This window comes from Micrococcaceae bacterium Sec5.7 (assembly GCA_039636785.1).
Taxonomy (GTDB): Bacteria; Actinomycetota; Actinomycetes; order Actinomycetales; family Micrococcaceae; genus Arthrobacter.
In genome coordinates, this window is the sequence record CP144169.1 from 3,861,800 (window position 1) to 3,873,979 (window position 12,180).

At 65.9% G+C, this 12,180-nt stretch carries 11 protein-coding genes and 4 pseudogenes; 9 read left to right on the top strand and 6 right to left on the bottom strand.

Going from position 1 to position 12,180, the window contains the following annotated elements; all coding sequences use genetic code 11:
• The first annotated feature begins 127 nt into the window (after positions 1-127).
• Positions 128-421, top strand: a pseudogene (locus tag V3C33_18460) (helix-turn-helix domain-containing protein).
• Here the strand turns inward: V3C33_18460 and V3C33_18465 are convergent.
• Entirely contained in the window at positions 351-779 is a 429-nt protein-coding gene (locus V3C33_18465; protein ID XAS67388.1) for a rhodanese-like domain-containing protein, read from the bottom strand. The pseudogene V3C33_18460 and the gene V3C33_18465 overlap by 71 nt on opposite strands.
• 92 nt (positions 780-871) lie before the next feature.
• Here V3C33_18465 and V3C33_18470 point away from each other — a divergent pair, with 92 nt between their 5' ends.
• The 3 genes from V3C33_18470 to V3C33_18480 all read left to right on the top strand — a co-directional run bounded on the left by V3C33_18470 (position 872) and on the right by V3C33_18480 (position 3,959).
• Positions 872-1,219 (top strand): metal-sensitive transcriptional regulator, encoded by a 348-nt coding sequence (locus V3C33_18470; GenBank protein ID XAS67389.1) that lies wholly within the window; start codon positions 872-874, stop codon positions 1,217-1,219.
• A 67-nt stretch (positions 1,220-1,286) separates the two neighbouring features.
• Positions 1,287-1,517, top strand: a complete 231-nt coding sequence (locus V3C33_18475) for a heavy-metal-associated domain-containing protein (protein ID XAS69794.1) — start codon at positions 1,287-1,289, stop codon at positions 1,515-1,517.
• A gap of 6 nt (positions 1,518-1,523) precedes the next feature.
• A complete protein-coding gene (locus V3C33_18480) occupies positions 1,524-3,959 on the top strand; it encodes a heavy metal translocating P-type ATPase (protein ID XAS67390.1) in 2,436 nt (811 codons plus the stop codon).
• A 91-nt stretch (positions 3,960-4,050) separates the two neighbouring features.
• On the opposite strand, the gene V3C33_18485 is transcribed toward V3C33_18480, so the two are convergent.
• A complete protein-coding gene (locus V3C33_18485) occupies positions 4,051-4,323 on the bottom strand; it encodes a DUF2277 domain-containing protein (protein XAS67391.1) in 273 nt (90 codons plus the stop codon).
• Positions 4,324-4,649: 326 nt separating this feature from the next.
• Here V3C33_18485 and V3C33_18490 point away from each other — a divergent pair.
• The 3 pseudogenes from V3C33_18490 (at position 4,650) to V3C33_18500 (ending at position 6,971) form a co-directional block, all read left to right on the top strand.
• Positions 4,650-5,006: pseudogene (locus tag V3C33_18490) on the top strand (hypothetical protein).
• Positions 5,007-5,011: 5 nt separating this feature from the next.
• Positions 5,012-5,728 (top strand): annotated as a pseudogene (gene narI / locus V3C33_18495) (respiratory nitrate reductase subunit gamma).
• Between the two features lie 16 nt (positions 5,729-5,744).
• Positions 5,745-6,971 (top strand): annotated as a pseudogene (locus tag V3C33_18500) (MFS transporter).
• A gap of 32 nt (positions 6,972-7,003) precedes the next feature.
• Here V3C33_18500 and V3C33_18505 read toward each other — a convergent pair.
• On the bottom strand, positions 7,004-8,005 hold the full coding sequence (locus V3C33_18505) for an EamA family transporter (protein XAS69795.1): 1,002 nt from the start codon (positions 8,003-8,005) through the stop codon (positions 7,004-7,006).
• 151 nt (positions 8,006-8,156) lie between these two features.
• Here V3C33_18505 and V3C33_18510 point away from each other — a divergent pair, with 151 nt between their 5' ends.
• Complete coding sequence (locus tag V3C33_18510; GenBank protein ID XAS67392.1) at positions 8,157-8,702, top strand: CGNR zinc finger domain-containing protein; 546 nt, start codon at positions 8,157-8,159, stop codon at positions 8,700-8,702.
• A gap of 199 nt (positions 8,703-8,901) precedes the next feature.
• On the opposite strand, the gene V3C33_18515 is transcribed toward V3C33_18510, so the two are convergent.
• The 3 genes from V3C33_18515 to V3C33_18525 form a co-directional block, all read right to left on the bottom strand.
• Positions 8,902-9,267, bottom strand: a complete 366-nt coding sequence (locus tag V3C33_18515) for a hypothetical protein (protein XAS67393.1) — start codon at positions 9,265-9,267, stop codon at positions 8,902-8,904.
• 99 nt (positions 9,268-9,366) lie between these two features.
• A complete protein-coding gene (locus V3C33_18520; protein XAS67394.1) occupies positions 9,367-9,963 on the bottom strand; it encodes a hypothetical protein in 597 nt (198 codons plus the stop codon).
• A 25-nt stretch (positions 9,964-9,988) separates the two neighbouring features.
• Complete coding sequence (locus V3C33_18525) at positions 9,989-11,329, bottom strand: MATE family efflux transporter (protein XAS69796.1); 1,341 nt, start codon at positions 11,327-11,329, stop codon at positions 9,989-9,991.
• A gap of 280 nt (positions 11,330-11,609) precedes the next feature.
• Between V3C33_18525 and V3C33_18530 the strand changes: the two genes are divergently transcribed.
• Positions 11,610-12,044, top strand: a complete 435-nt coding sequence (locus V3C33_18530) for a DoxX family protein (protein ID XAS67395.1) — start codon at positions 11,610-11,612, stop codon at positions 12,042-12,044.
• Positions 12,045-12,180 lie beyond the last annotated feature (136 nt).

A 12,180-nucleotide genomic window follows, 5' to 3' on the forward strand; every position in this document is an offset into this window, starting at 1 on the left:
AGACGTCTTCGTCCTGGATCCCATGTTAGGGATTCAAAGGTTGCAGCCAGGCTGCAACGGCGCCTGACAGCAGAGGACGACGGCGGGAGGTCCCGCCGTCGTCAACGGGAGTGGGGCCAAGGAGTTCGACCTGCAGCTGCGGATGTCCAGAGCGCAGTCCCTGCTCGCAGACGGCGATTATTCGATTGAACGCATCCCCCGGCCGGTCGACTATGACGATCCGGCATACTTCAGCCGCTTGTTGTCCCGGCGCACGGGGCGCTCCCCGTCGCAGTTCCGCCAGCACCATCGCAGCGGCAGCCAGGACGAGGCCCCGGTCCTGTCGCGGCGCCGGATTACCGGCCGTGCAATCACAACGGCGGCGCCTCCTGGCCGGCGGGCCCGTGGGCGGTTACCAGCCTGTCTGCTGCCAACGTGCTGACGCCGTCTGCTGTTTCCACCGGAAGCCCGTTCCTGGCCCAGTACTCGATGCCTCCGATCATCTCGCGGACCGGATAGCCGAGCTCGGCGAACGCAAGCGCCGCGAACGTGCTGCCGTTGCAGCCGGGCCCCCAGGAATAGACCACCACGCGGCTGCCCGCCGGAATCAGTTCCAGGGCCCGCACCGGGATTTCCGCCGTCGGCAGGTGAATGGCGCCCGGGACGTGGCCGTGGTCCCAGGACGCCCGCCGTCGGGTGTCAACGAGCACAAAGCCGCCGCCGGGCAGCTCCTCCGCAACATCCATGACGTCGATCTCGAACTGAAGCTTGGCGCGGAAGTAATCGGAAGCGGCGTTCATATCAACAGGCTACCGGTCTGGCGTTCACACTTCGTGCGGCATACCCCCTGGGGGTACTTGACTCATACCCCTAGGGGGTATACTTTGGAGCTATGAACGCACCGGAAGAAGCCGTCACACGGCCAGCGGATGTGGAAACACCTCCTCAGCACGGGTACACCTCCAACAAAGAGGCGTACCTGCGCCGGCTCAAACGCATTGAGGGTCAGGTCCGCGGGGTCGCCCGGATGGTCGAGGAAGACAAGTACTGCATAGACATCCTCACCCAGGTCTCCGCCGTCACCAAGGCGCTGCACGCCGTAAGCCTGGGACTCGTGGAGGAGCACATCGGCCACTGCGTAGTGGGCGCTGCCTCCGAGCCGGATCCCGCACTGCGCGCCCAGGCCATCGAGTTCAAGGTGAAGGAGGCCTCAGATGCCATCGGGCGCCTGCTGCGATAGCGGCAACACCACCCACCACACCATCCAGCTGATCAACCCCCATCAGCCCATCAACAAGGAGCCAGCCATGAGCACCATCTCCACCAACGTCAATGTGTCCGGCATGACCTGCGGCCATTGCGTCTCATCCGTCAGCGAGGAACTTGAATCGCTGGCCGGCGTCGAAACCGTCGACGTCGATCTCAACGCCGGCGGCATCTCCACCGTCACCATCACCTCCACCCAGGAGCTCTCCCCTTCGGAAATCGGCGAAGCCGTGGCCGAGGCCGGCTACCTCGTTGTAGCCAACGAGGCCTAGGCGCCCATGAGCAACGAGCAACTGCTTCACCAGCCCGGGAGCCGGGTGATTGAACTTGATATCGAGGGCATGACCTGCGCTTCATGCGTCAACCGCGTGGAAAAGAAGCTCGGCAAACTCGACGGCGTGGAGGCTACAGTCAACCTCCCCCTCGAATCCGCCCACGTCACAGCCCCCGCCCATGTCACCAACCAGCAAATCGTGGACACAGTGAACGCCACAGGCTACAAAGCCACCATCCGGGGTGCAAATGGCGGCCGCGAAACAGAACATGTTGGCAGCGGCGACGCCGGGGATATGCGGCAGCATGCGTCTAAGCGAGGCACGAGCGAGCATGCAGAGCATGTCGCCGGTGGCGACGCGACTGGCGAGCACGCGCAGCAAGTCGCCGTAGGCGCCGCTCACGGCGACCATATGGCCCATGGCCCGGCGGCCTCGAAGCTCCGCCCGCGCCTGATTGTCGCGGCCATCCTGACGGTTCCGGTCTTCGCGATTTCGATGTTCCCGGCCTTCCAATTCGCCAATTGGGGCTGGGTGGCGGGCGCGCTGGCTTTGCCGGTGGTCAGCTGGGCGGCCTGGCCGTTCCACCGGGCCGCTGCCGTCAACGCCCGGCATTTTGCCTCCACCATGGACACTTTGGTTTCCATCGGCGTGATCGCGGCCTACGTATTCTCAGCGTGGCAGCTGTTCGCGGACCCCCGCTTGACCGAGCACCCCGGCATGGAGGGCATGGCAGGCGGTCTCTACTTCGAGGTCGCAGCCGTGGTCACCACTTTCCTGCTCCTGGGCCGCTACCTTGAAGCCAACGCCAAGCGGAAAGCCGGCGACGCCCTTAAGGCGCTCCTGAACCTCGGCGCCAAGGACGCCACCGTCCTGGAGAACGGCGCCGAGCACAAGATCCCCGCAGATCAGCTCGCCGTGGGCGACGTCATGGTGGTCCGCCCCGGTGAGAAAATCGCCACTGACGGCGTGGTGATCGAGGGGACCTCCGCCGTCGACGCCTCTCTGGTGACCGGCGAATCCGTGCCGGTTGAAGTGGGCCCGGACAGCCAGGTCACGGGCGCCACCATCAACACTTCCGGCCGCCTGATAGTCCGTGCCACCCGCGTGGGGTCCGAAACCACGCTTGCCCAGATGGGCCGGCTCGTGTCCCAGGCGCAGACAGGCAAGGCCCCGATCGCCCGGCTCGCGGACCGCATCAGTGCCGTGTTCGTTCCCATAGTTCTGGCCATCGCAGTACTCACCTTCGTTGTGTGGCTGCTCATCGCCGGGCCTGCCATCAGCGAGGCCGAACTCCGCGCGGCGTTCACTGCAGCCGTGGCTGTACTGGTGATCGCCTGCCCCTGCGCGCTCGGCCTGGCAACGCCGGTGGGCCTGCTGACCGGCACCGGCCGCGGCGCGCAGCTGGGCATCCTGATCAAGGGCCCGCAGGTCCTCGAGGACACCCGCACCGTGGGCACCATCCTGCTGGACAAAACCGGTACCGTGACCACCGGGCAGCTCGCCGTGGACAACACGCTGGCGTTCGGGTCGTTTGATGAGGCCGACGTACTGCGTCTTGCCGGCGCCGTCGAGGCTGCTTCCGAACACCCCATCGCCCACGCCATCGCTGCTGCTGCACTCCACGCGGAAAGCCAGCAAGCTGTCAGCCGCGTGGCAACCCGGCACGACGACGGCGCGCAGCTCCCCGCCGTCGGGCACTTCCGTTCCGCTCCCGGCGGCGGAGTGGTGGGAACCGTGGAAGGGCGGCCGGTGGTTGCCGGGCGGACCGGTTGGCTGCAGGAGAACGGCATCGCCATTACGCCGGAGCAGCACGAAGCACTCAGGGCCGCCGAGAATTCCGGTGCCACCGCCATCTGGGTTGCCGTAGACGGGGATGCCGCAGGCATCATCAGCCTGCGCGACACCATCAAGCCAGGCTCCGCGGCGGCCATCACCCGGCTCAAAAAGCTTGGCCTGCGTCCCATCCTGCTGACCGGAGACAACGCCGCGGTGGCCGCCCAGGTGGGTGCCGCCGTCGGGATTTCCGCTGGGGATGTGTTTGCCGGTGTGCTGCCGGAAGGCAAAGTGGACGCCGTCCGCAAGCTGCAGGCCGGCGGCGCCACCGTAGCCATGGCGGGCGATGGCGTGAACGACGCCGCAGCGCTGGCCCAGGCCGATCTCGGCATCGCGATGGGATCGGGCACTGATGTGGCCATTGAAGCCGCTGATCTGACGGTGATGGGCAATGATCTCGGGCACGTGGCGCTGGCGATCGAGCTCTCGCGCAGAACCCTCGCCACCATCAAGACCAACCTGTTCTGGGCGTTCTTCTACAACGCGGTCGGCATCCCGGTGGCGGCGCTGGGCCTGCTCAACCCGATGATCGCGGGCGCGGCGATGGCCGCCAGCTCCGTGCTGGTGGTGACCAACTCGCTGCGGCTGCGCAACTTCGGAAAGTAGCGCCGCCCGGCCCCAACTGACTCGCAATTGTTGTCGTTATGAGGCCTCCAGACGACACCTAATGCGAGTCAGTTGGGTGCGGAGGCCACGGTCAGGCTGTACCGAAGCGGATGGCCGCTCTAGCCTTGGCTTTGGCGGCCTCTTGGGCCCGGTCCTTGGCGGGTGCATGAGTCACCAGGGCATCCAGGAGGTGCTGCGTGACATGCGCGATCTCGTGCACAGCCCGCTCGAAGGCTTCCTCGTTGTCCTTGGAAGGCTTGGTGCTGCCGCTGATTTTGCGCACGTACTGCAGCGCGGCCGCCTCAACTTCGGCACTGGTTGCGTGGGGCTCAAAATTATGGAGGGTTCGGATATTCCGGCACATATCAACATGCTAGGCTCTGGAACGCCTGAGATCGACCCTCTTCCCGGCACGGCGAATGGCGCCCGCAACCATGGGTACTGCTGCTTGGGGCGCGGTGCCCATCGACGTTGTTTCGGGCTGCAGAACGGCTTTAGCTAATGGATCTTCCGGAGCCCGGCCACCAGGAACGTGCCCACTGCGCCGGTGCCTGGCCGCCACGCCTGCCCAGGCCCGCGACGATTCTCACCCCCGTGGAAAAATGCCGGTCGACAGGCAATTAGTACACGTTCTTGTTGACAAATCGTCGTGCCGTAGCGCGGCGGATGGGCAGCCCATATGGTGTGAGCATGGCTGCCGGACCGTTTGTTGCGGGCCTTGATGGACCCGCGTCAGAAGCAATGCTGAAACTTGGTCGCTTCTTCACGAAGTGGGACGAGACGCACGATGGACGAGCGGTCTTCCGGGAAGGCGGTAGGAAAGGCGATGTCTTCTACCGGGACAGGTGGAGCCACGACAAGGTGGTCCGGTCCACCCATGGTGTGAACTGCACCGAGTCCTGCTCGTGGAAGGTCTACGTCAAAGACGGAATCATCACCTGGGAGTCCCAGCAGACGGACTACCCCTCCGTGGGACCGGACAGCCCCGAGTACGAGCCGCGGGGCTGCCCGCGCGGCGCGGCCTTCTCCAGGTACACCTACTCCCCTATGTCATGATGGTGGTTCTCGTCGGCGGCCTGATCTGGCGGTACAAGTACGACCAGTTCGGCTGGACCACCAGGTCGTCGCAGCTGTACGAATCCAGGCTCCTGCGCATCGGCTCCCCCCTGTTCCATTTCGGCCTTCTCGCCGTCATCGCCGGCCACTTCTTCGGCCTGGTCATCCCCATGTCATGGACCCAGGCGGTAGGGATGAGCCAGGAGTTCTACCACGTCAACGCCCTCTTGGTTGGTGGCGTCGCCGGCGTCGGCACACTGGGCGGCATCATCATTCTTATCTACCGCCGCCGCAAGACCGGACCGGTGTTCATGGCCACCACCAAGAACGACAAGGCTATGTACGTCGTCCTCACCGCGGCCATAATCTTCGGGCTTTGGACCACTCTGGCCAGCGTCCTGCAGGGCGGAGAGGGGCACAACTACCGCGAAACCGTGGCTCCGTGGTTCCGCTCCCTGTTCATCTTCCAGCCGGACATCGCCGCCATGGCCAGTGCCCCCTTCGCCTTCCATCTTCACACCCTGGTGGGCATGGTTCTCTTCACCATTTGGCCGTTCACGCGCCTGGTCCACGCCTTCACCGCGCCGCTCCACTAGCTTTTCCGCCCGTACATCGTCTACCGGTCCAGGGACAAGGGCCGGACGTCCAGCGCACCGGCACGCCGCGGATGGTCCGCGGTCGGAACCCGGGACCGAGATACCCGGAACCGTTGACACCCAGGAGAAAACCGTGGCCAACTCAGCACCGCACATCACGTTCACGGTCCGCGGCCGGACGCCGAACCTGGTCCTGGCCACCGCCGCCTCCGTCGTGTGCTTCTGGGCTTGGAATGTTGTGGCAACTTTGGGCGCCCGCTATACGCAGCAGCTGCACCTGAGCCCCGCCACCACCGGCGTTCTCGTCGCCATGCCCGTGTTCGTCGGATCGCTCGGACGGATCATAGTCGGAACGCTGACAGAAAGGTTCGGCGGACGGGTGATGTTTACCTTCGTGCTGCTGGCCACCGTGGGGCCGGTACTGCTGGTCGTCCTCGGAGGCACCATCGAGTCCTTCATTCTGGTGCTGATCGCCGGACTGCTGCTGGGCGTCGCCGGCACCGTCTTTGCCGTGGGCATTCCGTCAGTGCCTGGTACGAACCGGCCAGACGCGGGTTCGCCACCGGGATTTTCGGCGCAGGGATGGGTGGCACCGCCCTTGCGGCCTTTCTCAATCCCCGGCTGGTGGCCTCGATCGGCTACGTCCCCACGCACATTCTGATCGCCGTGCTCCTGATTGTCATGGCTGCGCTGGTCTGGTTCCTCATGAAGGAGGCACCCGGCTGGTCCCCAAATACCGCACTGGTCACACCGAAGCTGGCCGACGCAGCCAGGACGGCGGTCACCTGGAAGATGTGTTTCCTCTACGCCGTGGTGTTCGGCGGTTTTGTTTCCTTCGCCACCTATCTGCCCACCTACTTGAAGGATGTCTACCACTTCGATCCAAGCGAAGCGGGCGCCCGGACCGCTGGCTTCGCCCTTTGCCGCCGTCCTGGCCCGGCCCGTCGGGGGTGTGCTGGCGGATCGGATCGGTCCCAAGCCTGTCGTCGTTGTGGCGCTGGCCGGCGTCGCGGTTCTCGGCTGGATCGTGAATCTGCGTCCCGATGGCGATGTGCCCGCCGGCCTGACCTTCGTGGCCATGGCTGCGGCCCTGGGCTTCGGAACGGGTGGCGTCTTCGCCTGGGTTGGCGTGCTTTCACCGCAGGGGAAAATTGGCAGCATCAGCGGCATCGTCAGTGCTGCGGGCGGCCTCGGCGGCTACTTTCCGCCCTTGGTCATGGGCGCCACTTACAATGCCGAGACCAACAGCTACTCAATCGGCCTGCTCCTGCTCGTCGTCACTGCCCTGCTGGCCCTGCTCTTCAGCCTGCTCGCAGTGCGTGGCCGGTCCATGCCGGCAAACGCGGCGCAAGCAGGTTGAGCGCCGCCTCCGGGTCCCGCGGCTAAGGACAGTCACCCTCGGGGGGCAGGCTCGACGTCGTTCGCACGGTTCAGCGGTGTGTGCACGGGAGCGGGAGTTGAGTCCGCGCCTGAACCGGCAGCCGGGCTGACACCGGGAGCACCGCGCAGCTCGTCCATCCTGACCAGGATCACGCCGCCAACAATCAGGACGCCGCCCAGCAACTGGATGGGGCCCGGAAGCTCGCCCAGCAGCAGCCACGCCCAGATCACGGCGAACAGCACCTCGGTCAGCGAAACAAAGGACGCCACCTTCGAACCGAGGGCGCGCGCGGCCACGATTCCGGAAACGTAGGCAACCACGGTTGCCAGCACCACCAGACCAGCAAGTGACACCCACCACGGCGTGACCCACGGGCCGAGTTTGGTATCGGCTGTGCTGAAGGCCATGGGCAGGAGCCCCGTTGCCGCTGCCAGCCACATCGCCGCGGCGCCGACCATCAGCCCGCCGGAGGCCAGGACGATTGGCGGCAGAGAGTCATTTTCCCTGGCCGTAATGAAGAAGTAGATGGCCAGGCAGACAGCCGCCGCGATTCCCCAGAGGACACCGATGAAATCGATCTTCACAGCGCCCGTCAGATCCAGCACCAGGACCAGCCCTCCCAGCGACAGCAACGTGCCGCCGAAAGTGAGCGCGCGAGGACGCCTGCGGCCGGCCGCCCAGAGCCACAGCACAATGATCACGGGGGCCAGGTACTCGAGCAGCAGGGCCACGCCCACGGACAGCCGGGCCACCGCGTTGAAGTAGAACAGCTGGCAGGCGGCCACACCGATCAGGCCGAAGAGCAGGATGGTCACCCAGTTGTCCTTCAGCTGGTGCCACCGTCCGCGCAATGCGGGAATGGCCGGGATCGCCAGGATAAGGGCAGCCCCGGTCAGGCGCGCTGTTACCGCGGCACCCGGGGACCAGCCGGTTTCCAGGAGGGCCTTGGCGAAAGAGCCGGAGATCCCGAACACGGCAGAGGAAAACAGGGCAATCCCCAAACCGGAGGCCATGAAGCCAGCAGCGCCGCCAACCGGAGTGCGCACCTTCAGGGCTGAAGCCGGCGGTCCGGCGGGAGCGATTGCGGCAGGCACGGCTGCCTCCTGTCAGGAGTAAAGTAGGGTTATGGTCATGACATTACGCCCGGCCATGTAAGGAGTCAAGATGGTTTTTGCACCTGACACCGAAGTTGCCCTGCGCACCGTGGTGAACCTGATCAACAGCGCCGCCAACGAGGAGGAAACCCTGGGGACGTTCGCAGACCTGGACAGGTTCCTCAAAGCCGAAGGATTCACGGGGTCCAGGGCTCGGGACGCGGCCGAACTGGCCAGTGTGCACCAGCTCCGGAGCCAGCTCGCGGCTCTCTGGACGGCCGATGAGGACACCGCGGTGGAGACCGTTAACCAGATGCTCCGGGAGGCCCACGCACTCCCCCAGCTGATGAAACATGACCAGTGGGACTGGCACCTTCACGCAACCACCGGGGAAGCTCCGCTGTCCGACAGAATGGGCACCGAGGCGGCCATGGCGCTGGTGGACGTGATCCGCAGCATGGAAATGGACCGCATGCTGGTCTGCGCAGCGAGCGATTGCGACGCCGTTGTGCTAGATCTGAGCCGGAACCGCTCGAAGAGGTACTGCGATACCGGAAACTGCGCCAACCGCGCCCATGTGGCGGCGTACCGGGCCCGCCAGGCGGCCGCCGGCTAGCCGCCGTCGGGATGCACGGTCGGGATGCACCGTCGGGATGCACCGTCGGGATTCGCCGTCGGGGCGTCACAGCGCGTCACGCCACGCAGAATATTGCTTCACCCCCGGCACGGGACCGCGGAAATCCGGGGCACGCTGATTCGGACCGGCCCAAAAAGGCGCGCCGCGTGACGGCCCCAAAGACGGGGCGAAGCCGAAACTAGCGGGAGCCGGCGTCGGGCATAGTATCGTCGCTGTCCGGGGCAGGCGTGCCGGACGTCGATCCGTGGCCGCCGGACCCGTGGGGGGACTTCTTGGAGCTCAGGTTTACGCCGGAGCCCTTGCCCAGATGCTCGGCATTTTCCTTGTAGCTCATGGACAGCATGGCGGCGACCACCAGGGTGACAATGAACGCGATGCCGGCGCCAGTGAAGGCCAGGTCAAAACGAGGGGTACGGGCGCTTCCGCCGGACGCGAAGATCAGGACGGCGAAGAAGGCGAGCACGGCCCAGAACGCGGAAAACATCAGCGGTCCCTTCACCGAGGTCCGCAGATTGCGCGGTTTTCCTGGTTTCTGGTTTGCCAAGGTGCTTCCTCCCGTGGGGGCGTTGGCCGTGGGCCTGCCCGTTTTGATGTGCGGTTGTTCCAAACAGAAATTGTTCTACACGGAGTAGAACCTCTGCCTCTAGTTTACGGCCTTCGCAGGGGCCGTCCGCGCATCGTGCCGCAGGCTCAGGCCTGCCAGCGTCCAGAGCACGCCCGAGATGATGGCACCGCCGCCGGCAACACCGAGCAAGGCATGGGCGCCCATGCCAATGAAAAACGGCAGCGCGATGGCTGTGCCGATGCCGAGCAACCCTGACGTGAGCCAGTCGCGCGCCAGGACGTGGCGGCCGCGGAACCTGATGCCGAAGTAGAGCTCAGCCACACCCATCAGCCCCAGTCCCAGGCCTGCGATGACGCCGAACAGCAGATCCCCGCGCAGCGCGGCCACCGCAATGCCCGATCCGGTCATTGCGGATGCTGCCGCGGACAGGATCCGGCCCGGAAGCACTTCGCTGCGGAAGCCCGCCTTCCTGATGGTCCAGATCAACACCACCCCGGTGGCCAGCAGGTAGATGCCTCCGGCCCAGCCCATCACGTCGACTGACGGCGAAGCCCAGAAGATGGTCAGCGCACCGAACACGAGCGCCACGGCGGCCCGGAGCAGGACCGGCTGCCACAGGTCGGCCCGATGGCCGGGCGCGGGGGCGGATTCTGCCGGGATTGCTGGTTGAGTCACCGGACCAGTTTAGTGCGCCGTCGACCTAGTGCGAACCGAGCACCATCCAGCGGTCCGTCCGCGACCGGAACCCCAGAGTCAGTGCGCGGGCCAGCAGGTAGCCCAGCGAAAACGCCGCCCAGAGCCACACGAGCCCCGCCGCGCCGTCGACTCCGGAGAATCGGACAGCCAGCAGCAGAGGCAGATACACCACAAGATTGACGACGCCGGCAATCGCCAGATATTTCGCGTCGCCGGCGCCAATAAGCACCCCGTCCAGCACAAACACGTAGCCGGCGATGGGCTGGCCTATGGCCATCACCCACAGTGCGAGGGTGAGTGCGGACTGGACACCGGCGTCGGAGGTAAACAGAGCGCCGGCCCACGGCGCAGCAATAGCCAGCAGCGCCCCGGTCACAACGCCGAAGCAGGCACCCCAGCGGATCATGGTCCGGGTCAGCAGCCGCGCTCTGGCCGGATTGGACGCGCCCAATTCCTTGCCGATGAGCGCCTGGGCGGCGATGGCCAAGGCATCGAGCGCAAAGGCGAGGAAGGAGAAAATGGTCATGGCCAGCTGGTGCGCGGCGAGGTTCACGGGGCCCTGGGCCGTGACCACCAGGACCGTTGCCAGGATGGCCAGGCGCAGGCTGAGCGTCCGGAGCATCAGCCACGAACCCACCTTGGTCATGGCCCGGATTCCATGCCAGTCCGGGAATAGCGAAACCCCATGCCGGCGGGCGTTTTTCTGGACCATGACCAGGTACACGGCCGCCATGGCCCACTGCGCAATGCTGGTGCCCACCGCGGAACCTGTCACGGACCAGTTCAGGCCATAGACCAGCACCAGATTGAGCACGATATTCAGGGCGAAGCCCGCGGTGGCAACCACCAGCGGGGTCCGCGTGTCCTGCAGCCCGCGCAGCACCCCGGTCCCGGCGAAGATCAGGAGCATTGCTACCAGCCCGGGCATCGACCAGCGCAAGTAGTCCACCGCGAAGGAGCGCACCTCCCCGGTGGCTCCCATCAGTTCCACGAGCGGTTCCGCGGCAACAAACCCGGCGGCCGCGAGAACCATTCCCAACAGCAGCGCCAGCCAGACGCCGTCGCGCCCGGCGCCGAGGGCCTTACCGATGTTGCCGTTGCCCACGGCACGGGCAACCGCCGGGGTGGTGGAGTAGGCCAGGAACACCATCAGGCCAACAGCAGTGTGCAGCACCGCGGAAGCCAGGCCCACGCCCGCCAGCTGCGCGACACCCAAGTGCCCCACGATCGCCGAATCGGCCAGCAGGAACAGGGGCTCGGCAATAAGCGCACCGAAGGCAGGCACGGCGAGGCGCAGGATCTCCCGGCTGTGGCTCTTGGCGGGGTGGCTGGGCTGAACGGGCACGTCTGTGGCGGGAGGGGAGTCAGGCACGGTTTCAGCCTACCGGCGAGTCCCGGGCCGGACCTCCCGGCGAGTCCCGGGCCGGACCTCCCGGGGCCGGACCTCCCGGGGCCGGACCTCCCGGGGCCGGCGGGAACAGCGGCGACGAAGGACTCATTCCGCCTCAAATAGTTGACACTTCAACTATGAGCAGGGGAGACTCGGACACTGAAGCTTCAACGCTGCGACCTGGATCGCTTGTACCCAGACAGCCCCAACCGATATCCGAAACGGTGAAACTCCCATGAACCAGTCCAACCTGACCACCACAGCCCTCACAATCTTGCGCGTCATAGTCGGATTCCTCTTTGCTGCCCACGGCTGGCAGAAATTCACTGAGTGGACCATTGCCGGAACCCAGGCCTCGTTTGCGCAGATGGGCATCCCCGCAGCCAGCGTGGCCGCTCCGGTAGTGGCCACTCTGGAACTCGCCGGAGGCGTCGCACTGATTCTGGGCGTCCTGGCCCGTGTGTTTGCGGCACTTCTGGCGCTGGACATGCTCGGTGCGCTCTTTCTGGTACACGCCCCCGCGGGGGTCTTTGCGGCTACCGGCGGCTACGAGCTGGTACTGCTCCTTGCGGCCGGCGCACTGGCGGTCGCATTGGCCGGAGCCGGCCGGCTCTCGCTGGACCGTGCCCTCTTTGGCCGCAGCCGCTCCAGGCTGAGCGTCCTCGCCTAGGTTCCGCCCCTCCGGCACAACACGTACGACGGCGGCCGCGCTCCTCAGGTGGGCAGCCGCCGTCGGGCATTAGCGCCCGTTGAGATATTCCGGGCCCACGGCGCGGATCCCGCCAAGATCCGGGAATGGCCCTCGA